This is a genomic window from Parvularcula sp. LCG005 (assembly GCF_032930845.1).
Taxonomy (GTDB): Bacteria; Pseudomonadota; Alphaproteobacteria; order Caulobacterales; family Parvularculaceae; genus Parvularcula.
In genome coordinates this window covers 372,539-396,617 of record NZ_CP136758.1, presented here as the reverse complement: position 1 = coordinate 396,617, position 24,079 = coordinate 372,539, and the positions used below count along the sequence as shown (strand labels likewise).

The window sequence follows — 24,079 nt, the reverse complement described above, 5'->3', positions numbered from 1 at the left end:
CCATGATCACGATGTACACAGATGGTGCCTGCTCCGGCAATCCCGGTCCCGGCGGCTGGGGTGCACTGATTATCGACGGGGACAAGGAACGCCGCCTGAAAGGCGGGGAGCCTGCGACAACCAATAACCGGATGGAGCTGATGGCGGCGATCCGTGCCCTGTCCGATGTGCCGCCCGGCACCGCCGTCACCCTCGTGACCGACAGCCAGTATGTGAAGAACGGCCTGACCTCATGGATCCATGGCTGGAAGCGCAATGGCTGGAAAACTGCCAGCCGCCAGCCGGTGAAGAACAAGGATCTGTGGATCGAGCTGGACGAGGCCTGCGCCGCGCGCGCGGTGTCGTGGAAATGGGTCAAGGGGCATGCCGGTGATCCGGGCAATGAGGAAGCCGACGCCCTCGCCCGCGCAGGCCTGGAAGAAGCGCGGGGCTGATGGGCGCTGGTAGACGGCCAGGCCGTTCCGTCAAAGTCCGCAGCCCTAATGGGCCCTCTAATTATCTGCCACATTGCACGCTGCCCCCTTCACGCCTAAGCCCCAGCGATGACAACAACCTCTACCCCCCGCATCGCCATCATTGGCGGCGGCCCCGCAGGCCTGATGGCGGCCGAAGTCCTGAGTGCCAACGGCATTGCTGCAGATATCTATGACCAGATGCCTAGCATCGGGCGCAAATTGCTGATGGCTGGCAAATCAGGCCTTAACATTTCGCACACGGAGGAAATTCCGCAGTTCCTGCGCCGATACCTCTGCGATGATTTCCGCTTCCGTGACGTGGTCAGCCCGTTCACGGCGCGTGACATAAAGGACTGGATGGAGGGTCTCGGGGTCGAATGGGTCGAGGGGCCCACGGGACGGCTCTTCCCGAAAGCGATGAAGGCCTCTCCTCTGCTGCGCGCTTGGCTGGCGCGGCTCGATGAAGGCGGCGTGCGCGTCCACAAACGCCACCGCTGGACCGGCTGGGCCGACAATGGCGGTTTGTCCTTTGACACCCCTGATGGCGCGCTGACGATCCACCCGGAAGCGGTGATCTTTGCCACCGGGGGCGCAAGCTGGCGGCGGCTGGGATCGGACGGTCAATGGGCCGGGCCGTTTACCCAGGCGGGTGTTCCGCTCGCGGATTTTGCCCCCTCCAATGGCGGCTTTCTGGTTCAGTGGAGCGACCATATGCGCACCCATTTTGGCGGCGCAGCGGTCAAATCCGTCCGCCTGACGATCAATAAGGCCTCAAGCCGCGGCGAGTTCGTCATCACCAAACGCGGTATCGAAGGCACCGGTGTTTATGAGTTGTCCGCCCCCTTGCGCGAGGCGCTGAACAGGGGCCCAGCGACCCTGTCCCTTGACCTCGTGCCGGACCTGACACCAGCCCAGCTGCGCGACCGATTGGCGCGGCCCAGGGGCAAACAATCTTTGGGCAATCATTTGCGCAAGGCGTTGAAGTTGAGCCCCGTGAAGCGCGCGCTGCTCAATGAATTCACACCGCGCGAAGTAATGGCCGACAGCGAGCGGCTGGCGACGGTGATCAAGGCCCTGCCCATCACGGTAACCGCGCCGGCGCCGATGGATGACGCCATTTCCACCGCGGGCGGGGTGCGATTTTCAGCGTTGAATGATGGCCTGATGATCACGGATATGCCCGGCGTGTTCTGCGCGGGTGAAATGCTGGATTTTGATGCCCCGACCGGCGGCTATCTCCTGACCGCCTGCATGGCGACGGGCCGTGTGGCGGGCCTTGGCGCAGCGGACTGGTTACACAGAGTTGCGTTGCCTTCTGATGGCTGATGACGCAGGCTGCCCTTAACCAATTGAGGAGCGTCCCATGTCCATCAGAGCTATATTGATCGGCGGCCTTGTCGCCACGCTCGCCGCCTGTGCCTCCGCACCGGTGGGCCCTGAATCCACCGGCCGGTTTGACGATTTCACCGTGGCTGCCGGCGGCACGGCCGACTTCACCGGCTACGATATGGTGTTTCTCGCGCCTATCGCCGTCAGCGACGATCTGATGGAGCGGGTCGGCTATCAGCCGCGCAGCCTTCGCGACGATATCCGTCCCCTCTCCGAGCGAGAACTGAACGCGAAAGTCGCCCAGTTTGATGAACAGCTGCGCGCCAAGCTGGGACCAGTAGCGACCCTGACCGACGGACCGGGCTTGGGCGTGTTGACGATCGAGGTCACGCTGACCGACCTTGAGGCCAATCGTCCGACCCAGGCCGAACTGGCCGCCTCACCGGGCCTTAGTTATGAGAGCCGCGCGGCGGGTGGCGCCAGCGCTGATGTGGCGTTCTACGAAGGGGAGCGGTTGTTGGCCACCGCAAGGGACACTGAAGTCGGTACCATGCGCATCGATGAAATTCCCGGCAGCACATGGTACGAGGCCAACCAGTTCTTTGCCCGGTTCGCCAGCAAGGTGGCCGGTCTTCTTGGCTGACCTCAAGGGATGCCAAGCAGCTTATGAGTCTGAAGCGACAGGCGCCATTGGGGGTTTGACCGGCAATAATCGAGGGTGGCAGCCAATGTCTCGGCAGCCGCCTCACCATCCATTGGCTGCAGAAAGAAATGCCGGAAGTCGAGCTGCTCGAACCGGGACGGATGGGACGCATCCTCCGCCTGCGGAAAAACCAGCTTCAGCTCGTGGCCAGAGCGCTGGACAAGCGGCGCATCCGCCTTTGGGCTGACACAGACCCAGTCGATGCCATCTGGCGCTGCGATCGTGCCATTGGTCTCCACGGCAATTTCGAAACCGGCAGCATGCAGCGCATCGATTAGTGCGCGATCCAGTTGCAGCAGCGGCTCACCGCCGGTGCAGACGACATAGGGTTTCCCACCACCCGGCCAACGGGTTGCGACATGAGCACTGAGCGCCTCGGCGCTGGTGAATTTGCCGCCGCCCTCACCATCCACGCCCACAAAATCCGTATCACAGAAGCGGCAGACCGCGGTCATCCGATCGCGCTCCAACCCATTCCACAGATTGCAGCCGGCAAAGCGCAGGAACACCGCGGCACGGCCGGTCTGCGCGCCTTCGCCCTGCAGCGTGTAGAAACATTCCTTGACCGAATAGGTCATCGGGCGGCCTGCCAGCCCTCATAGCCTTTGCGTCGCTCAACGCACGCCGGACACTCTCCACACCCATAGCCCCAGGCATGGCGTACCGAGCGATCACCTTTGTAGCAGGTGTGGCTCTCTTCGAGGATCATCTCGACCAACGCATCGCCACCCAGATGCTGGGCAAGATCCCACGTCTCGGCCTTGGTGCGGCGGACAAGGGGCGCGCGGATCGACAGGCCCGGGTCCACACCAAGGCGAAGGACTTTCTCCATCGCCTCAATGGTGTCGGCACGGCAATCGGGATAACCGGCAGCGTCCGCCTCGCACATCCCGCCGATGATCGTGCTCAGGCCGCGACGCGAAGCGAGGGCTCCGGCGAAGGTGAAAAACGCAATGTTCCGGCCGGGCACAAATGTGGTCGGCAGGCCGTTGGCCGCGAGCACGATGGGCAGATCCGCCGTCATTGCGGTATCGCCGATTTCGCCGAAAGCCGGCATGGACAGCATGTGGTCCGGCCCCAGCCGCCCCACCCATTCTGGCCGGGTCATCATGTAATCGCGGACGCGCTGGCGCGCTTCAAGTTCGACCTTGTGGCGCTGACCATAGGCAAAGCCCACCGTCTCCACACGCTCGAAGCGGGACAGGGCATAGGCAAGGCAGGTCGCAGAATCCTGCCCACCGGAAAACAGAACGAGCGCTGAAGATGAGAGAGACGTCATGAGCGCCCTTTACGGCCGAAGCGGCGGCAGATCACGCAAAAATTCTACCAGGCACTGGTGGCCCGTTAACAGTTCAATAATCAATTTCTACTTTAAGTTGCAGCCATTCGGGGCGGACCTCTCCCTCACCGGTCGGTAGTATCTCGCGCTCCCACCACGCTACCGTCCCCGCTCCGATAGCCATTAAGGCGCTCCGAGAAGTGACGCCGCGGGTAATTGCCCTGCTCGCGGTGTCATTTTCGGACCTGGTTATCAGCGGGAGAGAAGCGACTGCACCCATTCATTGTCCGGGATGTACTGCTCATGGCCTGTGTGGCCAAAGGACAGCCCCATCGCGAGCACAGCGCCAACAAGGTAGAACACCACCGCCAGGGGCCGACGCTCCTGCTGAATGTGGCCGGGCAGATGGGTCGCACCGAGATAGAGAAGCGCGCCTGATGCCACCGCGAGCAACATGCCCACCGTTTCAGGCGACGACCCGTCAAGCACAACCTGTGACGTGATCGCACCAACCGGTGTCGTCACCGCCGCGCCGATGAAGGAGCCGATCATCGCACCCACCGTTCCGACGCCAGCCGCCCGCAACACGGAATAGAGGATGACGCCCTCAGCGAATTCATGCGCGATCAGGCCGAAAGACGCGGTCCAGCCCAGCGAAATGTCATGGTCGAACAGGATGCCGTATTCGAAGCCATCAATGTAGGAATGCAGCCCGATCGCGATCAGCGGCGCGATGATCGCGCCACCCGTTCGTGTGAAGAACAGGTTGATGCCGTAGAGCCCAAGATAGCCAAGCAAGGCGTATAGCGGCGCACTTGCCGTGGCTTCCAGCGCTTCGGGAAACAGGGTCAGAGCCGTCGTCACGAGCACACCGGCGGCAAATGCCGTGAAGAGAACGCGATTGCGCGTCGCCCACTCGTCCCGGAGCAGGACTGTCACCAGCCCCAGCGTTGCGACCAGCGCGGCAACAAGGCTTGCCACGACGGCAGGCGGCAATGTTGACGTCAACGATCCCATCGAACTCCCACACGAAAAAAGGACGCCCGACCTCGCACGCGCCCAGTCAGTCTGTCCTTGCAGCTTTTTAAAGATGGGACAAGAAGTGTTCGTTACAAGATAACAATATTTTGAACAGCAATTCGATTGCCGGATCAAGTCGTTGGCCCCACATTAACCTCACGGGAAAGGGTCCACCTTTTTAGTGAGGAAATGTCATGAAAAAATCGACGAGACTTCTGGCCGTTGCAACGGTTGCGGCCCTGGCGGCCTGCGCCACACCGGATTCCAGCGGTACTGAAACCGCCGTTGACGAGGCCGACGATGCCCGCATCGGCGCCGAGGTTCGCAATCTGTGCTTCACCGGCAACATCTCCGGATTTTCCGATTATGACGGCAAAACCGGCCTGATCGTCCGCAAGGGACCAGCTGACGAATATCTGGTGAAGCTGCTGCCGGGCTGCGCGCCCCTGTCAAACCCGCAGCGGGTTGGCCTCGACACCGGTATCGGATCGAGCTGCCTGTCGCGCGGCGATGACATGATTGTATCGAATCGCTTCTTTGCCAGCGAAAACGAGGCGCCTTTCGACACAGACCGATGCCGTGTGGCAGCGATCTATGAATGGGACCGCACGGCCAACGATGTGACTGAAGAGTAGTCTGTTGCAGCCGTTGATCATGGCGATCGGGGGAAAAGCCCCGATCATCCACGAAACCGCCTTCATCGCCCCCGGTGCCGTCATCATTGGTGATGTCACCGTCGGTCCCGACGCCTCCATCTGGTACGGCGCCATTATCCGCGGCGACACCAATGCCGTGCGGATTGGTGCGCGCTCAAATGTTCAGGACGGATGCATCCTGCATGTGGATGGGCCGGAAATGGGCGGGCTGCCCATCGAGATCGGCGAGGACGTCCTCATCGGGCACCGCTGCATGCTGCATGGTTGCTCGGTTGAATCCGGCGGCTTCGTGGGCATGGCCTCCACCATGCTGGACGGCTCACGCGTCGAGACCGGCGGCTTTCTGGCCGCGGGCGCCTTTTTGGGCCCGAAGAAAATCGTACCGCGCGGCGAGATGTGGGCCGGCCTGCCCGCCCGAAAATTGCGGGACCTGAAGCCGGGCGAGGATCGCCTCGCCCTGATGGGCGCAGCCCACTACGTCCATGAAGCCCAACTGCACGCCGAGGCTGTCGCTGAACACGAAAGCAAGACAACTGCCTCCTAGGCAGTCCAGTCCAGAACCACTTTGCCCGACCGCCCGGAGCGCATCGCGTCAAAGCCTTCCTGGAAACGATCCGCAGGCAGACGGTGCGTGATGATGGGGTCAAGCTTTAGCCCCGACTGCAGCAACGCGCCCATCTTGTACCAAGTTTCAAACATGCGTCGGCCATAGATGCCGTGCATTTCCAGCCCCTTGAAAATCACTTTGGACCAGTCAATGCCAGCACCGTCGGGCAGGATGCCCAGCAGCGCAATCTTGCCGCCATGGTTCATGGTGTCGATCATGCTGGCAAAGCCCGCCGGGGCGCCGGACATCTCAAGCCCAACATCAAACCCTTCGGTCATGCCAAGCTCTGCCATCACATCGTGCAGCTTTTCCTCTGCCACGTTGACGGTACGGGTCGCGCCCATGGTTTTGGCAAGCTCAAGCCGATGCGGGTTGATGTCAGTGATGACAATGTTCCGTGCCCCCACAAAATGGGCGACACCGGCGGCCATTGCCCCGATGGGGCCAGCGCCAGTGATGAGAACATCCTCTCCCACCAGATCGAAAGTCAGCGCAGTGTGAACAGCGTTGCCAAACGGGTCGAGAATAGCGCCCAGATCGTCACTCACCGCTTCCGGCAATTTGTAGAGATTGAAAGCTGGCACAGAAATGTATTCTGCGAAACAGCCCGTACGGCTCACGCCAATCCCGACGGTGTTGCGGCACAAATGGCGTTTACCTGCGCGGCAGTTTCGGCAATGGCCACAGGTAATGTGACCTTCCGCCGAAACCCGGTCACCCACGTTGTAACCGGCCACCTCTGCGCCCAGTTCGACAATCTCGCCCATGAATTCATGGCCGACCGTCATCGGCACCGGGATCGTGGCTTGTGCCCACTCATCCCAATTGTAGATGTGGATGTCCGTCCCGCAGATGGCCGTGCGGCGAACCTTGATCAGGACATCGTTCGGCCCGATCTGCGGCATGGCCACGTCTTCCAGCCAGATGCCTTCCTCGCGATGCGCTTTGACCAGTGCCTTCATGACGTTCTCCGTTTGGTTCCATATGAGACTAGATAGAGGCGCATGCAATTGCGCCCATGCCCGGTCAAGGGTTATCCAATGACGCCCATCGCCTTGCCGACCCTGATGAAGGCGGCGATCGCTTCATCCACCTGCGCTTCGCTGTGGCCGGCTGACATCTGGGTGCGGATCCGCGCCCGTCCCTTTGGTACCACCGGGTAGAAGAAGCCGGTCACATAGACCCCCTCCTCCATCAGCCGACTGGCCATCTCCTGCGCCTTAGGCGCATCGTAGAGCATGACCGGGATGATGGGATGTTCCCCGGGCAAGAGGTCAAAACCGGCTTCGGTCATCTTGGCGCGGAACCGTCTTGTGTTCGCGAAGAGCTGAGCGCGCAGGTCATCACCCTCTTCGACGAGATCGATGGCTTTCAGGCTGGCGCCGACCAGAGCCGGCGTCAAAGCGTTGGAGAAGAGATAGGGCCGCGCCCGCTGGCGCAGCAGGTCAACAACGTTCTGCCGTGCACATATAAAACCGCCCATGCCGCCCCCAAGGGCCTTGCCGAGCGTTCCGGTCAGGATATCCACCTTGTCCTGCACGCCGTGAAATTCGGCTGTGCCTTTCCCCGTCTCCCCGAGGAAGCCCGTCGAATGACAGTCGTCCACCATGACAAGCGCGTCATAACGTTTGGCGACCTCGCACAGCTTGTCCAGATTGCAGATGATTCCGTCCATCGAAAACACGCCGTCTGTAACCACCAGCTTGGTGCGCGCGCCATCGGCGTCTGCCTGTTTCAGCTGTTCTTCGAGGGCCGCCATGTCGTTATTGTCGTAGCGATACCGTTTGGCCTTACACAGACGAACCCCGTCAATGATAGATGCATGGTTCAGGGCATCGGAAATGATGGCATCATCGGCGGTCAGCAGGGGCTCAAAAACTCCGCCATTGGCATCAAAGCAGGCGGCAAAAGTGATGGCATCGTCATAGCCAAGCCAGGATGCGATGCGTTGCTCAAGCTGGCGATGAATGTCCTGTGTCCCGCAGATAAACCGAACCGAGGCAAGGCCGAACCCATAATCGTCCATGGTCGCCCTGGCGGCCTCGGCCAGTGCCGGATGATTGGCGAGGCCGAGATAATTGTTGGCGCAGAAGTTCAGAACGGACCGGCCGCCCACCGTGATCGTGGCGGCCTGTTCGGACTGCATCAGCCGTTCGGTCTTGAACAGGCCCGCGGACCGGATCTCTTCCAGCGTTTCATCGACCTGAGCGTAAAATGCGTCCGACATGACATCTCCTTGTTGTTGCCGGGACAATGGTCCGAACGCCCCTACGCGGCAAGTCGGTTAACAGCGCGCCGCCCGAAGCGGCAAATTTCACTTCAGAACGACCCTCGAGGGAGCGCGGAAGGAAGCGATCTCAGACGCGATAAAAGTGTTAACACAGCGGCCGAACCGCGCGATCCTGTCTATATGGAATGAGAGTTCCGCAGAATTCTAAGGTTAACGCCCCCTTGGACCGGTTCCGCGCCTCGGAGTGGTCCCAGACTTGCTCTGACAGAAGGGTCGAACGCCACCAGAAAAGTTAATGTGTCATGGCTCTGCCTCTTCTGTCCGCCAGCTGGCTCCTCCTCGCCGCCGCGCCTGCAAGCGGCCTATCGGACGCAGACACGATCACTATTTCGGCAGCGCCTGACTGGGTCGTCGAGGCGTCTCTCGAGCATGGTCTGGCAACAGCAACAGTGCCAACAGCGGCCACACCCAGTGGTCAGCGGACAGTGCTGTACGACACCCAGGTTGACGTGCGGAACGACGGCTACAGCCTCTATCGACGTCATGCCACCGCCTATGACACGATGGTGAGTGCCCGTAGCGGCCCGCAGGTGACACTGACGTTTGATCCGTCAAAGGAACATCTTGCCATCAATGAGGTCAATATCTGGCGCAATGGCCAGTCCATTGATGTAACATCCGATCTGGACATAACCCGCGTTCAGGATGAACCTCGTCGCGCAGCAGGCGTCATCACCGGCTTCATCACGGTGCAGGCGACAGTTCCTGACCTGCAGCCCGGTGACGTGCTTGACTGGTCAGCCACATGGGATGTGACCACGCCAAACTGGCCCGGCCATTTTTCCTACGACTTCAACACCGAATGGGCGGTCACCAGCGAGCATGACCGCACCCGGATCATCAATCGGAGTGACAACCCCCTGCGTATTGTCGGTCGCGGCGATGCAGAAGAAGCGCTTGTCACCAAAGCCGCCGACGCGACAATTTATAGCTGGGAGCGCCAAGACATTCCGGCTGTTCCGTATTATGATGATATTCCTGCCGACGCACCCTATTACGCGGGCGTGTCCGTTTCCACCATCACCGCCTGGCAGGATGTAGCGCGATGGGGCGCGGATCTTTATGCCGCTGACCTGCGCTTTACGCCTGACATGGAGCAGAAGCTGGCGGCGAATCGCGCGCTGCCCGTCACCGAGCGAATCGACTGGGCAACACGCTTTGTGCAGGACGATATTACCTATTTCAGCAATTCCGTCGGCATGGGCGCCCACATGCCCCGCCGTCCGGCAGAAACCCTGAAATCGGGCTATGGCGACTGCAAGGATAAATCTCTGCTTCTGGTCAGTATACTGAAGGCTCTGGGCGTTGAGGCCGTTGTGGCGCTCACGGATGTGGATGAGGGCGCTGGCCTGATCATGCGTGCGCCGTCACCCTTCGCCTTTGATCATGCCGTTGTCAGGATCTCGCATGGCGATGATACCGTCTATGTGGACGCGACCGAAATGCTGCAGGGCGGCAGCTTCCCCAACGTCGACCGTGCCGATTTCGGCTATGCCCTGCCCCTGCGCGCTGGCGCGACGCTTGAGGCCATGGCCCCCGCCCGCCCCCCTCTGCCCCTCACCGATGTGACGGAGCGATACGATTTCTCAGCGGCGCTTGATGACGGGCTTCAGCTCAGCATCAGGACGGTTCGGCGCGGCGCAGAGGCCAATCACTTCCGTCGTCAACTGGCCGCCATGAAAAAGGATGATCTCGCCCGCGAATATCGAGAGTACTATCAGGCCATCTATCCCGGCCTTGAAGGCATTGATGCCGTCCGGGTCGAGGATGATCGTGCACGGAACGAACTGACGATCGAGGAAGTCTATACGATCCCGCCGCAGGCACTGACACCGACGCTGCTCCGACATTTCCCGTTCGATGCTGATGGTGCCCGTTATCGCTTTGCGACACTGAATGAGGCGGAGCGACCAGTCGCCCTGCAGACTGACCGCGCCTTTTTCGGTCAGCACCGGATCATTGTCGATGGCCTTGATCTGAACGATCAGCCCTCTTCTACTCAATCAACGATTGCCGGTCCGCTCCACGCGCAGCGGAGGGTCAGCCATGACGGCGGCCGTACGATTTTCGATTATCGCCTCGAAATGACCGACAACCGGATTGAAGCGCAGGATATGGCGGCCGTGGCAGATCTCTATGACCGCTTCACGACCAGCCTTACCTTCCGTCTTGATTTGCGAGAGGCCTTGCCGTCTGCCGCGCGCACGGCCGATCAGTCGACAACGGGTAAGGGCCTGATGATCGAACTCGGCGGGCTTTGATCACCGCCGCTGGCGGTAGGGCAGCAAATCGGCCACAGTGCGCCTTTCGCCGGACACGAGACCGCCATGGATGCCCTGACCCTTCTGCCGCCCATTACCGCCATCCTGATCGCCGTGCTGACGCGAAACGTTTATGCGGCGCTCATCCTGGCGCTGGTCATCTCCGAGACGCTTCTGGCCAGTTTCAACCCCGGCACCGGTTTGCTGCAGGCGATCGACAGGAACGTGGCGGTCCTCACCGATGGCGGGAATGCCCGTATCCTCCTCTTCTGTCTTTTGATCGGTGCCCTGATCGCCTTCATGCGGGATTCGGGCGGTGTGGCCGCCATGGCGCGCAGCCTGATCCGGCGCGGTTTTGCCAAGACGCCGCGACGCGCCGAACTGGCCGTCGCCGCAACCGGCTCAGCGGTCTTCGTGGAGACGAATGTCAGCCTGCTCAGCGCGGGCATATTGGGGCGCCCTCTCTATGATGCCCACGGGCTGTCACGCGAGCGCCTCGCCTATATTATCGACTCGACCAGCGCCCCGATCAGCGTGATTTTCCTGATCAACGCCTGGGGCGCCTACGCCCTTGGCCTGATCGAGCCCTATGGTTTTTCCGAACCTGTCGGCGTGGTCGCAGGATCGGTGGCCTGGAATTTCTATGCCCTCATTACCCTGCTGATCGTGTACCTCACCGCCTTCAGCGGCCGGGTCTTCGGCCCCATGAAAACTGCTGATCACAAGGTCTCGTCGAGCACGGACGATTCCATGACAGAAGCGACCAAGGCCATCTATATGGGCCTGCCGCTAATCGTGCTTGTCGGCGGCGCACTGGCCTTCATGGTGTGGACAGGCAACGGCAATATTCTCGAAGGATCGGGCTCCCAGTCCATCCTCTGGGCGATCATTCTGGCCATCGTCGTCGCCGGTGTCCTGTTGCTGTTTGACCGGGTCTATTCCGCACAGGAGCTGCAGCAGAAGGCTTTTGACGGTATTGGCGAGATGGTCCCGCTGGTCACGGTACTGCTGTTATCGATCGCTTTGGGCGCCAGTGTGCGGGAGTTGGGGACCGGCACTTACGTGGCGGATCTGGCGACCGGCAACCTGCCGCCTTTTACTGTTCCGGCCATCCTGTTTCTGGCAGGGGCGGCGATGAGCTTCATGACTGGCACCAGCTGGGGCACATACGGTATCCTCGTGCCAATCGCGATGCCGCTCGCCCAGGCTTTGGGCATTCCTCCCTCCCTCGCTCTGGGAGCCGTCCTCGGGGGCGGCGTCTTTGGCGATCACTGCTCGCCGATCTCTGACACAACGGTGATTGCGAGTGTCGCGGCCGGCACAGACCTTCTTGATCACGTCCGCACCCAGCTGCCCTACGCCCTGACCGCGGCCGCGCTTGCCGTCATTCTCTATCTGGTCGCTGGCGGACTGACCGCCGGCTGAGCGGTCCACTGATCAACATTGGTGGGGTACGCCGTGAACGGCGTGCTTTTATTATTCGTCGGACATTGCGGCGTTGAGGCGCGCGACGGCATCATCAGAGAGACCCGTCATACGGAGCCGCTTGTTCCGATCGGTCTCACCGGCTTCAATCGTCAGTGACGACTTGGAAACGCCAAGATACCTCGCGAGAATCTTGATGACCGCGTCATTGGCCTTTCCCTTCTCAGGGGCCGTTGTCACGCGCACGACGAGCCGCCGCTGGCCACCAGGTTCGATCCAGACGCCGCCGACGGCATTACGCGAAGCACCGGGCGTCACACGGAGAAAGACCGTTCTATCAGGCACCGTTGGTGCGGGTGATCATCAATATACCGACAATCACGAGGGCAACGCCGACGACCTTCACGAAGGTCAGCGCTTCGTCGAGGAACAGCATGGATGCCAAAGTGATGCCCACCAGCGCGGCTGACGTCACCACGGCATAGGACACCGACAGATCAAGCGTGCGGATGGCAAGCATATAGCTGCCGAGCAGGATCATGCCGCAAAGCCCACCGATCCACAGCCATGGCGACAGGAGCGCTGGCAGCATGCTCTCGCCTGCCGCCCTGTCGGGCAGCGAGGCGGCGAACTTCTTCAGACTGACATTGGTTGAGATATTCGCGATGACGGCAATGCCGACAAGGATCCAGGCGTTCATGTTAGATCTCCGGCAGGGACGGCACTGCGCCGACGTTCAAGCCATTTTGCCTGTACCCGTTCTGCGGCGAAGACAGCGAGCATGGCGATGAAAGGGATTTGCGGGAAATGATAGCGATCCGCCGATACGATGATGCCATGCAACAATGCGTAATACGCCCAGAAGACCAGCGGCGGGCTCGCCAGGACCGCGAAGAAGCGCCAGAAGGTCGCCTCACGCAGTGACCGCATGACGATGATCACGACGCCGCCAAGACCAAAGCCGAGGAACACGAGCCAGCTGCCATAGGTGATGGCCTTCAGTACCGGCACAGCCGGGCCGCCAAGCCTCTCCCTGATCCCGCGCTCGTTCCAGACCACGGCAATCGTCTCCCAAGAATGGGTATGGGCGATCCGCCAGGCGGTCATACGAACCATCCACATTGGGTGGGACAGAATGTATTCCTTGGCCTCGTCACCGAGAACCTCGGCGCGCTCGACCTCGCTCATACCTTCGACGTAGTCCGGCAACGGAACGTAATAGCCCTTCGCCCCCTCATGATTACCCATCCAGAGATTGGGCGATCCATTGGTGGACACGAGGACAAATGTCCCGTGCAGATTGGTATTTCGAATGCTCCATGGCGTGATCAGTATCGCCGCAACGACGACGACCACCCCCAGCACTGCCACAGGTTTGACTGACAGCCGACGGGCATGGATCCAGTCGAGCCCGACCATCACGAACGGGATGAGCAGCGCAATGGGGCGGATCAGGATCGCCGCAGCAACACAGAGCCCGGCAATGGCCGCTTTCACATACCATTGGCGATGGCCCGGCTGCCACGCGATGAGGAACAGGTTCACGAACAGCGCGAACAGCACCTCGCTGGCCATCAGGGACACATACATGATGAGACTTGGCCACAGGGCGACGGCGATGGCGGACCAGATGCCGATCATGTCACCGAACCACCGGCGAGCCAGAAGCGCCGTCGTATAGATCAGGCCGCCACCGGCGATCAGATTCACCAGCTTCACGGCGAACATGTTGATCCCGAAGATCTTGTAGGCGATCGAATAGAAGATGGATGCACCGACAGGCCAGTAACTGAACGGTTCATCGGGCTCGACACCATACACCCCCACCGAGGCGAGATTGGTCGACGTCTTCAGGTAGATCTCCTGATCCGACACCGGATAGGCCGGGATGACGACCGCCCAGATCAGACGCAGGACAAGGCCAACCGCCAGAATGATGTAAAGGCGCCGTGAAAAGCTGGCACTCGACCAGTATGCCTTGGCGTTGGCCAGCATGGTAGGCACTCCCCTTTGATCGCGGCTCAAAGAGCGGCCGCTACGGCGACGGCACAGACGATGCCGCACATGATACTGACCTTGTCTTTCAGCGCAAAGACAATCGGGTCATCGGGCATGTGTCCACGATGGGTCAGCATCCAGACACGCGAAATCCAGTAGATCAGAACAAGACACACCGTCCACAGTGGCTCCGGCCGGCTGTAAAGGACAGCAACCGTTGGCGATGTGATATAGAGAGCCATGACCAGGACGGATATGAAACTGGCAACGATGCCGATCACCCCAACCACTTCACGGTCCGAAGAATAATAGGCGCGCCCGGCGATCCGGCCGTCTTCACCCGGCGGCTTTTTCTCGATCTCCGTATACCGCTTGACCAGCGCCAGACCGAAAAAGAAGAACACGGAAAAGCCGATCAGCCATGACGAGACAGCGATTCCCGTCGCGACGCCGCCCAGCATGATGCGGTACCCGTAAAGGACGCCGAGGACGATGACGTCCAACATCAGTCGCCGTTTCAGGTCCAGTGAATAACTGAGCGTAATCGCAATATAGCCCAAGATGACCAGTACCGTTGCCGGTGGGCAGAAGATCAGTGTGATGAGGCAGGAAAACGCGATCAGCGCGAGGGAGAAGGCCACACCCAGGGGAATGGGAATCAGCGACGCCGCAAACGGACGCTTGCACTTCTTGGCGTGGGCGCGGTCCGCCTGAATATCGAGAATGTCATTCCACATATAGGTGGCAGACGCGGTCAGACTGAAGGCGATGAACGCCACGATGGCGGGCAGGACCTTGTCAAAATTGAAGATCTCATGGGCAAGGATCACCGGCAGGAAGATCAGGAAGTTCTTGACCCACTGATGCGGACGCATCGCCTTGATGAAATGACGGGCGCTCGGCGCCTCGCGATGGAAGGATTTCTCGACGGGAACAATCCCCGCAATGTCGGCGGCCTGCGCATCGCTGCCAGCACAGACATGGGCCCGCCCCGCGGCCGCCCAGATAGGACGATCGGCCCCGCAATCACCGATATAGTCAAAAGCAGGCCCCATCTCATGGGCCTTGAGATAGTCCTGGATAGCGACGAGCTTGTTGCCGGATTTGAGATTCTTGCCGTCGGTCGTCGCGATCACGTCCTGAAAGACGCCTGTGTCGTCAGCGATGCGCCGGGCGATCTGTTCGTGTGCAGCGGTCGCCAGGATCACCGGCCGGTGGGCGCCTGCTTCCTGAATAAAGGACAGCACCCCCTCATTGACCTTGAAGTCTTCAAGCGTGACGTCGACATTGCGCGCCACCGCCTGTTTGAACGCTACCCGCCCCTTTGGCAAAGATGCGGCCACCGCGAACAGACCCTTGGGGTTGCGCCGGACCATGACGGCGAGGCTCTCCCACAGAGTGTCTCCTTCAAGCAGTGTATCGTCCATATCGACGAAAAGTGGTCGCTGACCCGAAACCTCGGACGGCGAAACAGGGTCGGTCAGGGTGGTGGACGACATTCAGTCTACTCCGAGGGCGATGGCGGCGTGCCTGCCCTGCTTGCATATCAATGGTCGGCGTTGCGCAATCCCGTCATCTTGAAAATCACGATGCTGCACTGCGGCAATGCCATTGATGGACGTTTTCGACAAGCATGCAACAGCAGGTCTTAATTTACCTTTTTCAGCCGCGCTGAAGAATGAGATTTCGCCGGTCCTGCCGGACGATGCGGTAATCACGGTCCGCCGCCAACGCGAGCCAGTCGATCGACCAATGGTGAATGGAGTTCTCCGCCACGATGACCTTCGGCAAAAGCGTCTCCTCTGCCCCCTTCATGAAGGGGGCCATCGCCCTGTCCTCGTGTCCCTCAATATCGATTTTCAGCGCATCGACAGTCGTCACCCCGTCGTCGCGCAGAATATCGAGCAGCGGCCGCACAGGTACCACGCTGCAGGCGCCCGCCATCTTGTCGGGAATGGCCATTGTGGCCTCCCCACAATTCTCGGCGTTCTCGTAGAGATTGAGCTCGCCTGCCTCGTCCGACACGCCAATATTGTGCAGCCGGACATGATCAAAGCCATTGGAGCGGCAATTGAAAGCAAGGCGATTGAAGATCCGCTTCTGCGGCTCAACAGACACGACGCGACCGCCTGGACCGACAAGGCCCGCCATCTCGACCGTGTAAAGACCGACATTGGCCCCAAGATCAACGAATGTACCGCCCTCGGGAAGCGCAGCGCGCAGCGCCGCCCTTTCATGGGGGTCGAATCTTTCCGGGGTCAGAAGCGCCCGGCGCTCGCAGACATTCTGCCAGGGGTGGAATCGGATCTTTGCCCCGAAGGTCTCAACATCAAGAGGACCGGTCATGGACGCGAGCAGAGGCTTTTGCAAACTGAGCGCGAGACGATAGGTCGGCTCCCACGTTGGCAAATGACGACTGATTGACAGGAGCGCCCGCTGACCTGGCGCAGGTCGGTAATGCCCATAGGGCGATACCGTGTCATCGGACCGCTTGTCCGTCATCATCAACTGCGCCCCGTCACTTTGCCGCAACGCCATTATAGGCGCCGGGCAGTGAACATGACAGCCCTGAAATGTGCCGCTATTTCATACGCGGCTTGGGAACGGAATGCCGCAGGCTACGTTTGGTTATCAGAAGGCGGAAAAACGAATTCCGCCTACAGACAATCAAGGAGGCCCCCCATGGCTATGCTACTGTCTTCATCGTCTATCAATCACGATTCTGTCCGCAACGCCGCAGGCGAAGACCTGGGCGAGATCAAAGATCTGATGATCGATACGGAAACCGGTCAGGTCGAATATGCGGTCCTGTCTTTCGGCGGTTTCCTGGGTATGGGCGACAAATATTTCGCCGTCCCATTTAAATCTTTCAACGTCGACCGTGAAAATGAATGCATGGTACTGAACGTTGAGAAGGAACGCCTGAAAGACGCCCCTGGTTTTGACAAGGACCACTGGCCAAACTTTGCCGACGCGGCATTCCGCTCCAGCGTCGACTCCTACTACGTCTAAGTCCTAATCCCTCAGGACTTGGATCGCCGGCGCCACTCCCTCGGGTGGCGCCGGCTTTTATGTATTCAGATGCCGACCCCAGAAGGTCAGTGTCTTGACCGTTTCTGCGAGATCACCACGGTCGCGCCAGTCCATTGTGGTGGTCACGCCATCCAGCCGCCGGTAGCCTCGCCCTTCCCAGAACGGCGCCAACGCTCTTGCGCCTGCCGGTTTGAGCGGATGATCTGAAGGCCGCTCCACCGCACAGAACACTGACGAATGATAGCCGCACGCCTTGGCGTGATCTTCACGAGCATCGAAAAACGCATGTCCAACGCCATGGCCGCGCCAATCAGGCAAGAGGACGCTCTCAGCACAATAAAATGTCTTGGTCGGCGCAAATGGCGCATGGGACAGATCCGCCTTCCTGGCATCGGTATGCTCTGTGAACGCACAGCCGGTTGCCGCACCAACAATCCTGTCACTAATGGAAGCGGTCACAAGGACCGCATCCGTCGCCTGGGCAAAGCCATGGAGATATTTTTCCTCCTGCGCCGCACTCCCTTCATAAAGGTAGGGCCATTCCGCAAAGACCTGCACGCGAAGCGCAGAAAGATCGGGAATGAGACGCTCTATCGCTGTCCCCTTGTGCACTTCGATCAACATCAGTGCGCACCATAACGTCTGAGAATGGCCGTTACTTCACCAAGGTAATGTCCGCCGAACAATCGAACATGGACCAGCAGCGGCCAGAGATTATAGATATCGCGGCGCGCCGCCCAAAAATCAGCGGACAGCGGATGATGATCAGCGTAGCGCTCAAAAAACTGTGGTCCCAATGTGCCGAAAAGCGTGCCGTAGGCAAGATCCATTTCGGGATCGGCAAAGCAGATGGCCGGATCGATAAAACCCGACAGTCGTCCATCAGAACACAGAATATTTCCGCCCCATAGATCCCCGTGTACGAGCCCCGGTGGCCGGGGCGCGTCAAGCAGCTCGGGCAGTCGCGCCGCCAATTCTTCCACCCGCGCGACCAGCCTGATATCCGCTCGTCCTGCTTCTACGCACAGATTGGCCATGTAGGACAATCGTTGCTCGCCGAAAAACGTCCACCAGTCTGATGTCCATTCATTTGGCTGCTGCAGGGGACCGATCAGCGTATCGCGGTCAAATCCGTAATTGTCTGTGCCGATGCTGTGCAGTGCGGCGATCGCGTCCGCCACTTCGACGTCGCTGTTCCCCGACACGCCCTCGCCGCCGGGCAGGTAATCCATGACGATGACATGATCGTCGGCATACCAGAGGTGAGGCACGGGCAGAGACGATTTATCAGCCAGATATCGCAGCATGTGCGCTTCTGGCTCCAGACCGCCGGTCCCATCTTCCTTGGTCACGACGCTGCGACCGTCGGCCAGATCGTGGCGGGTCAGGACCGTTCCTGCCCCTGACGTCCCCTGACCCAGAAATTGAGAGGCGACAATTTCGCTGCCGAGCTGTTGACCGATATCCATTCCGGCAGAGTTGCCATCAGGCCGCTGCAGGTCAAGCGACCAAGGGCACGAGAATCTCGTTGCGGCGGGCCGGAGGCGGCGTGAACGGCGGATCATAAATCGCGAACTGCACCTGACCGGCGTCGGTCAGGCCCTGCCCCTTCAGCCAGGCATGCAAGGCGGCTGTCTTTTTCGCGACCGTTTCGTCGTCCGCAACACCGGTGAATTGATGCGACGCCATCCGCGCGGGCGCAATTTCGACAATGCGAATGTCGTCACTTTCCGGCTTGGGCAGCGTATTGCGTGTGAAATGCGAGGGCATCATGAACCGCACGGTCGTGCGCCCCCGGCGATCAAGCGCCGGCTCTGTGATCGAGGCGTAGTGCGGCAGATGGAAGACGGGAGTCGTCATGCTGATTTCTCCCCCCTCCCGCTGTTTGCCCTCAATGAAGGCGAACAACTTCTTGAAGCCGTCGGTCTCGGCGCTTCCGCGCTCGCCCTCGCAGGTGACCTCGGCCACAAGCATGGCGGGATAATCGCGCACCTCAAACTCACCATCGTTCAGAACGACGGTGTAGGCAGGGCTTTCGTTCTCCTCACGGGCGGCCTTGGGCGTCACGACATGGGAAAACATGGCGCCTAGTCGGGTAAATATGCTGGACATGCGTCTCTCCGTTGGCGCTTTCAGACACCACAGCAACGCCGCCCTCTGACACTCGTTCCCGGTTGCCCTTGTCGCAGGGAACGGGACAGGCGCTTCACCCGTTCCCCATTGATAGCCAAGAAGGAGATCCGCCATGAGCGACAGCATGACCACGACCAGCCATACCGATATCCGCCAATGGGCCGAGCGCCACGACGCCGTCCCCGCCAAGGTGGAGGAGACCGGCGGCGAAATGGGCGAAGGTATTCTTCGTCTTGATTTTGGCCGGGACAATGAGGGGCTGGAGCAATGTTCCTGGGACGAATGGTTCGCCATCTTTGACGAGAACAAGCTCGCCCTCCTCTACCAGCCGGATAACGACAACAGCACCTTCAACAAGATCGTGTCGCGGTAAGAAGACGTTGTCTCTGTCTAACAGCCGCGTTTAGCCTCCCTCTCGTCACCCCGGGCGCCAAGCGTCCCGGGGTCCATCACCCAGCAACAGACACTCCGTAGGCGGAGAGATTGAGTGATGGACCCCGGCATGCGCCCTTCGGGCTTGCCGGGGTGACAAGAACTGAAATTACCCTTGCTTAAAACCTCTGATCCTAGATGCAAGACTGTATACAAATACACCTATTTTATCGCCATCTGTCATAGATGCCTTTAAAGGCACTTCTACCCTAGTTTGCAGACGTTGAGCTTTGTCAGTCTTCGAAAATTGCCAACCTATCAATTTATCGAGGCCATTCTGTATATTTTTGTGTCGCCCATCGAATCTGTGCGCAAGCTCGTTTCTTACCCTGTTATATTCATATGCCGCGGTGTGAAACCTAACGAAACGCCCGCGCCCCTCCTCATCGGTCTCCGACCACCAGTCGTCTGGCCGGTAAAGGGCAACGAACAAAGTCAATATGTTGGGGTATTTCCATCCCTTCAGATCAATGTACGGAGGGATTCGACTCCTGCAGGCTAAGAGCATCTCATCCTCAATGAGGATGTGTCCCATTATGACTTTCGCGCGCAGAGACTGAGCTTCATCTAAAATCTTTTGAAAGCGACTCTTGAAGTCGCTCTCATCGATGTTGGACGGAATTAGGCCTGCGACCTCACCTTGAGAGGAAATCGCATTACCAGAAATGGCACCCGTGCTGATCACCCCTACTCCTGATCCAGATACAGCTTCGAGCCCATCTTTTTATACAGCTTGGACATGTCCTTCATCCCCTCCTCGGCGACATCGGGACCGTCGGGCATATTGGCCAGGGCCACTTCCTGCGTTGCCGCCTCAAGGTCCGCCTTTTCATTGTCGGACAGGCCATCGGCATAGTCGCGCACGTCCTGGGTGATCTTCATGGAACAGAATTTCGGTCCGCACATGGAGCAGAAATGCGCTGTCTTGTGCGCCTCCTTCGGCAGGGTTTCATCGTGGAAGTCGCGAGCGGTTTCGGGGTCGAGGCCGAGGTTGAACTGATCCTCCCACCGGAATTCGAACCGCGCGCGGCTGAGCGCATCATCCCGCATCCGCGCGGCGGGGTGGCCCTTGGCAAGGTCCGCCGCATGGGCGGCCAGCTTGTAGGTGATGACCCCGACCTTCACATCGTCACGGTTGGGCAGGCCCAGATGCTCCTTAGGCGTCACATAGCAGAGCATGGCGGTGCCGAACCAGCCGATCATCGCCGCGCCAATGCCCGAGGTGATGTGGTCATAGCCCGGCGCAATGTCCGTCGTGAGAGGGCCGAGGGTATAGAACGGTGCCTCACCACAGACCTTGAGCTGCTTGTCCATGTTCGCCTTGATCTTGTGCATGGCGACATGGCCCGGCCCCTCGATCATGACCTGTACGCCGTGCTTCCACGCGATCTTTGTCAGCTCACCCAGCGTTTCCAGCTCCGCAAACTGTGCGCGGTCATTGGCATCGGCGGTGGAGCCGGGGCGCAGGCCATCGCCCAAGCTGAAGGTCACGTCATAGCGACGCATGATTTCGCAGATTTCCTCGAAATTCGTATAGAGGAAGCTCTCCTTGTGATGGGCGAGACACCATTTGGCCATGATCGACCCGCCACGGGAAACGATGCCCGTGACCCGGCTGGCCGTCAGGTGAATGAACGGCAGGCGCACACCGGCGTGGACGGTGAAATAGTCCACCCCCTGCTCACACTGTTCGATGAGCGTGTCGCGATAGACCTCCCATGTCAGATCCTCGGCCACGCCGTTCACTTTTTCCAGCGCCTGATAGATCGGCACCGTGCCGATGGGGACAGGGGAATTGCGGATGATCCATTCGCGGGTGTTGTGGATGTTGCGGCCGGTGGACAGGTCCATGACGGTGTCGGCACCCCAGCGGGTGGACCAGACCATCTTGTCCACTTCCTCCTCCACGGATGAGGTCACGGCGGAGTTGCCGATGTTGGCGTTGATCTTGACCAGGAAGTTCCGGCCAATGATCATCGGCTCGGCTTCGGGGTGGTTGATGTTGACGGGGATGACGGCACGGCCACGGGCAATCTCGTCCCGCACAAACTCGCCGGTCACGAATTCGGGCAGCTCCGCGCCAAAGCTCTCGCCATCGTCGATTGTCGCCCGCGCGCTGTCGAGCGCGGCCTTGCGCCCCATATTCTCGCGGATGGCGACATATTCCATTTCCTTGGTCACGATGCCGGCGCGCGCAAACTCAAGCTGGGTGATCGGCGCATCGCCGGTCCCGCGCAGGGGGCGGTGATGGGTCGGGAACTGGCGCGCCAGGTATTTGCCCGTCGCATTGCCATTATCCTCGGGCTTGATATCGCGGCCTTCGTAATCCTCAACGCCGCCGCGTTCGGTCACCCATGCCGTGCGCTTGCGCTCAAGCCCCTTCTCCACATCCGGCTCGAACCCTTCTTCCGTATAGGGACCGGACGGGTCATAGACCGGCAGGTCAGGCTCATTCGCGGTCGGGTGGACGGAGATATAGCGGACCGGCGCGGCCACATCGGGATAGAGCTCAGACGCCACATAGACCTTGCGGCTGGCAGGCAGCGGGCCGGTGGTGACGGTCGGCGTCTGGAATTCTGATTGGGGGGTATGCTTGTTCATGGTCACTCGCTCCGCATGTTGCTGGACGCACGAACGGACCATTCCTGCCCGACCGCCGTCCCTCCGCCGGTGTGAGCCGGATCAGGTTCTAAGGGTTCTTCTCAACCCCGACATCGGGGTGCCCCTCGGCAGCCTTCGCCCTAGCAGAGCGATAGGGGCGTCACAAGGGAGGGGGACAGGGCGCAGGTTTACTCATACGCCGGCTCATTTCACCGACGATCAAAAGATAGAGGACGACAGGCGACAGTAGTGTCGCTGCTGCAAACGATAGCAAGAAGGGAAGGACAGCGAATACTAAAATCAGCCAGTCGACATCCGAAGGCCAGCTCCATTTGGCAGTAGCAGCGACATATCCGATCAAGATGTAAATCAACATTACACCCGAGGGAATAAGGAGCAACCACGTCTCTCTGGACGGCTTCAAGAGACCGACCAATGCACCGAGGGCCGTTACAAACAGTAGGCCCGTAGAAAATACGGCACAGACAATGAGTATGAATAAGAGTTGAAGCACAGGTGTGTCCTGAGAAATGAGAGCTAGAATACACCGCCGCCTCGATTGCCGAAAGGGCTGTCGAGGCGGTTGTATTGGCCTGATTTCTGTCCTTCCAAGTGTCGAGGAGTGGGCATTCTGCGACGAAGGAATTTAGGCGCCGGTAGGAGCGACTTATCCACCGCGGCTCGAGGTTGGCCGATAGCTCCAGCCCCAATATCAGCACCGCTACTTGACACAAACCGACCGGTCGGTTTGTATTCAGACATGAGCACGACCGAACGCCCCGCCGATGCCGCCACGCGCCTGACTGACGCCGCCCTCACCCTGTTCCGGCAGCAGGGCTATGCGGCGACCAGCGTGAATGAGCTGTGCACCGCCGCGGGTGTCTCAAAGGGCGCATTCTTTCATCATTTCCCGAACAAGGACGCACTGGCCATCGCAGCGGCGCGGGCCTGGGCGACTGGTACCGGCGCGATGTTCGCCGCGGCGGACTATCACGACCTGAGCAACGCGGCGGATCGCGTGCTCGCTTATCTGGACCTGCGCATTGCCCTGCTCGACGGCCCCCTGCCCGAGATCACCTGCTATGCCGGGACGATGGTGCAGGAGATTTACGAGGGCAGTACGGACATTCGCGACGCCTGTGCCGAGGCCATCTTCGGCCATGCCAGCACACTGGAAGATGACATTGCCGCTGCGCTGAACGACGCCGGCAATAGCGAGATTGATGCGGCGGGCCTGTCCCGACACCTGCAGGCAGTGCTGCAGGGCGGCTTCATCCTGTCAAAGGCGAAGGGTGACAGCACCCCCGCCAAGGAAAGCGTTGAGCACCTCAAACGCTATCTGGATTTTCTGTTTACGCCCCAGAGGCAGGAGAGAAGAAAATGACGACCACTGAAGAGCTGTTGAAGCAGCCCTATACGCTGCATATCGAGCGGGACTTTGCGTCTTCCCCGGCTACTATCTGGCGGTGCTGGACCGAAGGCGATCTGCTGATGCAGTGGTATTGCCCCAAGCCATGGCGCGTCACATCGGCCACCTTGGATGTGGAGCCCGGCGGACACTTTGACACGGTCTTTGAGGGACCGGCAGGCGAGAAGTTCGACAATAGGGGCGAGTATCTCGAAGTTGAGCAGGGTCACCGTCTTGTCTTCGGTTCCAGAGAGAATGATAGCGTGCCGTTCGAAATGACGGGCTTCGTCGATATCACCGAGAACGGCAAGGGGGGCACAAGGATGATCTGGGGCGCGGCCCACCCCACCGAGAAGGCCATGCAGGATCATGCCGAGATGGGATTTGAGGCGGGATGGAACGCCGCCGCCGATCAGCTCGACGAATTGGCGCGTGCGCTGGAAGGCTGA

25 protein-coding genes and 1 riboswitch are annotated in these 24,079 nt (G+C 60.0%); of the genes, 11 read left to right on the top strand and 14 right to left on the bottom strand.

The features are described from left to right. Positions 1-2 precede the first annotated feature (2 nt). From rnhA to RUI03_RS01810, 3 genes are all read left to right on the top strand, one after another. Positions 3-434 carry a ribonuclease HI gene (rnhA, locus tag RUI03_RS01820; protein WP_317288578.1) on the top strand — a complete coding sequence of 144 codons (432 nt, stop codon included), beginning with the start codon at positions 3-5 and terminating at the stop codon, positions 432-434. 108 nt (positions 435-542) lie between these two features. Continuing rightward, complete coding sequence (locus RUI03_RS01815; protein ID WP_317288577.1) at positions 543-1,781, top strand: TIGR03862 family flavoprotein; 1,239 nt, start codon at positions 543-545, stop codon at positions 1,779-1,781. Between the two features lie 37 nt (positions 1,782-1,818). Further along, positions 1,819-2,427 (top strand): DUF3313 family protein, encoded by a 609-nt coding sequence (locus RUI03_RS01810; RefSeq protein WP_317288576.1) that lies wholly within the window; start codon positions 1,819-1,821, stop codon positions 2,425-2,427. Positions 2,428-2,429: 2 nt separating this feature from the next. Here the strand turns inward: RUI03_RS01810 and queE are convergent, their stop codons facing one another. The 3 genes from queE to RUI03_RS01795 form a co-directional block, all read right to left on the bottom strand. Continuing rightward, positions 2,430-3,065, bottom strand: coding sequence for a 7-carboxy-7-deazaguanine synthase (gene queE / locus RUI03_RS01805; RefSeq protein WP_317288575.1), 636 nt, complete (start codon positions 3,063-3,065; stop codon positions 2,430-2,432). Further along, on the bottom strand, positions 3,062-3,766 hold the full coding sequence (gene queC / locus RUI03_RS01800) for a 7-cyano-7-deazaguanine synthase QueC (RefSeq protein ID WP_317288574.1): 705 nt from the start codon (positions 3,764-3,766) through the stop codon (positions 3,062-3,064). The genes queE and queC overlap by 4 nt, the downstream gene beginning before the upstream one ends. Before the next feature lie 252 nt (positions 3,767-4,018). Continuing rightward, positions 4,019-4,783, bottom strand: a complete 765-nt coding sequence (locus RUI03_RS01795; RefSeq protein WP_317288573.1) for a ZIP family metal transporter — start codon at positions 4,781-4,783, stop codon at positions 4,019-4,021. Between the two features lie 197 nt (positions 4,784-4,980). Here RUI03_RS01795 and RUI03_RS01790 point away from each other — a divergent pair, with 197 nt between their 5' ends. Both RUI03_RS01790 and RUI03_RS01785 read left to right on the top strand, forming a co-directional pair. After that, positions 4,981-5,421 carry a DUF6491 family protein gene (locus RUI03_RS01790; RefSeq protein ID WP_317288572.1) on the top strand — a complete coding sequence of 147 codons (441 nt, stop codon included), beginning with the start codon at positions 4,981-4,983 and terminating at the stop codon, positions 5,419-5,421. Between the two features lie 4 nt (positions 5,422-5,425). Further along, positions 5,426-5,986 carry a gamma carbonic anhydrase family protein gene (locus RUI03_RS01785; RefSeq protein ID WP_317288571.1) on the top strand — a complete coding sequence of 187 codons (561 nt, stop codon included), beginning with the start codon at positions 5,426-5,428 and terminating at the stop codon, positions 5,984-5,986. Here RUI03_RS01785 and tdh read toward each other — a convergent pair. Continuing rightward, positions 5,983-7,011: an L-threonine 3-dehydrogenase gene (tdh, locus tag RUI03_RS01780; protein ID WP_317288570.1), complete on the bottom strand. Its 1,029-nt coding sequence runs from the start codon at positions 7,009-7,011 to the stop codon at positions 5,983-5,985. The two genes, RUI03_RS01785 and tdh, sit on opposite strands and share 4 nt — an antisense overlap. Positions 7,012-7,082: 71 nt before the next feature. Continuing rightward, on the bottom strand, positions 7,083-8,276 hold the full coding sequence (locus RUI03_RS01775) for a glycine C-acetyltransferase (RefSeq protein WP_317288569.1): 1,194 nt from the start codon (positions 8,274-8,276) through the stop codon (positions 7,083-7,085). Positions 8,277-8,581: 305 nt separating this feature from the next. On the opposite strand from RUI03_RS01775, the gene RUI03_RS01770 reads away from it, so the two are divergent. Together RUI03_RS01770 and RUI03_RS01765 are read left to right on the top strand one after the other, a co-directional pair. Then, positions 8,582-10,600: a DUF3857 domain-containing protein gene (locus RUI03_RS01770; RefSeq protein WP_317288568.1), complete on the top strand. Its 2,019-nt coding sequence runs from the start codon at positions 8,582-8,584 to the stop codon at positions 10,598-10,600. A gap of 66 nt (positions 10,601-10,666) precedes the next feature. Then, entirely contained in the window at positions 10,667-12,025 is a 1,359-nt protein-coding gene (locus tag RUI03_RS01765; RefSeq protein WP_317288567.1) for a Na+/H+ antiporter NhaC family protein, read from the top strand. Between the two features lie 51 nt (positions 12,026-12,076). On the opposite strand, the gene RUI03_RS01760 is transcribed toward RUI03_RS01765, so the two are convergent. The 5 genes from RUI03_RS01760 to RUI03_RS01740 all read right to left on the bottom strand — a co-directional run bounded on the left by RUI03_RS01760 (position 12,077) and on the right by RUI03_RS01740 (position 16,561). Further along, complete coding sequence (locus RUI03_RS01760; RefSeq protein WP_410795887.1) at positions 12,077-12,343, bottom strand: DUF167 domain-containing protein; 267 nt, start codon at positions 12,341-12,343, stop codon at positions 12,077-12,079. Positions 12,344-12,362: 19 nt separating this feature from the next. Further along, a complete protein-coding gene (locus tag RUI03_RS01755) occupies positions 12,363-12,725 on the bottom strand; it encodes a DMT family transporter (protein ID WP_317288565.1) in 363 nt (120 codons plus the stop codon). Next, positions 12,722-14,020 (bottom strand): ArnT family glycosyltransferase, encoded by a 1,299-nt coding sequence (locus RUI03_RS01750; protein ID WP_317288564.1) that lies wholly within the window; start codon positions 14,018-14,020, stop codon positions 12,722-12,724. Before RUI03_RS01750 ends, RUI03_RS01755 begins: the two co-directional genes overlap by 4 nt. Positions 14,021-14,046: 26 nt before the next feature. Next, a complete protein-coding gene (locus RUI03_RS01745; protein ID WP_317288563.1) occupies positions 14,047-15,522 on the bottom strand; it encodes a UbiA family prenyltransferase in 1,476 nt (491 codons plus the stop codon). A 163-nt stretch (positions 15,523-15,685) separates the two neighbouring features. Beyond that, on the bottom strand, positions 15,686-16,561 hold the full coding sequence (locus RUI03_RS01740) for an FkbM family methyltransferase (protein ID WP_317288562.1): 876 nt from the start codon (positions 16,559-16,561) through the stop codon (positions 15,686-15,688). Between the two features lie 144 nt (positions 16,562-16,705). On the opposite strand from RUI03_RS01740, the gene RUI03_RS01735 reads away from it, so the two are divergent. After that, the gene (locus RUI03_RS01735) at positions 16,706-17,035 is read left to right on the top strand and encodes a PRC-barrel domain-containing protein (RefSeq protein ID WP_317288561.1); all 330 of its coding nucleotides are present in this window, start codon (positions 16,706-16,708) and stop codon (positions 17,033-17,035) included. A 57-nt stretch (positions 17,036-17,092) separates the two neighbouring features. Here RUI03_RS01735 and RUI03_RS01730 read toward each other — a convergent pair whose 3' ends face one another. From RUI03_RS01730 to RUI03_RS01720, 3 genes are read right to left on the bottom strand one after another with little or no spacing between them, the layout of a single operon-like run. Further along, positions 17,093-17,680 carry a GNAT family N-acetyltransferase gene (locus tag RUI03_RS01730; RefSeq protein ID WP_317288560.1) on the bottom strand — a complete coding sequence of 196 codons (588 nt, stop codon included), beginning with the start codon at positions 17,678-17,680 and terminating at the stop codon, positions 17,093-17,095. Then, on the bottom strand, positions 17,680-18,525 hold the full coding sequence (locus RUI03_RS01725) for a fructosamine kinase family protein (protein WP_317288559.1): 846 nt from the start codon (positions 18,523-18,525) through the stop codon (positions 17,680-17,682). The genes RUI03_RS01730 and RUI03_RS01725 overlap by 1 nt, the downstream gene beginning before the upstream one ends. Before the next feature lie 31 nt (positions 18,526-18,556). Further along, on the bottom strand, positions 18,557-19,168 hold the full coding sequence (locus RUI03_RS01720) for a heme-binding protein (RefSeq protein WP_317288558.1): 612 nt from the start codon (positions 19,166-19,168) through the stop codon (positions 18,557-18,559). A 133-nt stretch (positions 19,169-19,301) separates the two neighbouring features. Between RUI03_RS01720 and RUI03_RS01715 the strand changes: the two genes are divergently transcribed. Then, entirely contained in the window at positions 19,302-19,562 is a 261-nt protein-coding gene (locus RUI03_RS01715) for a hypothetical protein (RefSeq protein WP_317288557.1), read from the top strand. A 746-nt stretch (positions 19,563-20,308) separates the two neighbouring features. Here the strand turns inward: RUI03_RS01715 and thiC are convergent. Further along, positions 20,309-22,222, bottom strand: coding sequence for a phosphomethylpyrimidine synthase ThiC (thiC, locus tag RUI03_RS01710; RefSeq protein WP_317288556.1), 1,914 nt, complete (start codon positions 22,220-22,222; stop codon positions 20,309-20,311). Positions 22,223-22,263: 41 nt separating this feature from the next. Then, positions 22,264-22,358: riboswitch (TPP riboswitch) on the bottom strand. A gap of 624 nt (positions 22,359-22,982) precedes the next feature. Between thiC and RUI03_RS01705 the strand changes: the two genes are divergently transcribed. After that, on the top strand, positions 22,983-23,606 hold the full coding sequence (locus RUI03_RS01705) for a TetR/AcrR family transcriptional regulator (protein WP_317288555.1): 624 nt from the start codon (positions 22,983-22,985) through the stop codon (positions 23,604-23,606). After that, positions 23,603-24,079, top strand: a complete 477-nt coding sequence (locus tag RUI03_RS01700) for an SRPBCC domain-containing protein (RefSeq protein WP_317288554.1) — start codon at positions 23,603-23,605, stop codon at positions 24,077-24,079. Before RUI03_RS01705 ends, RUI03_RS01700 begins: the two co-directional genes overlap by 4 nt.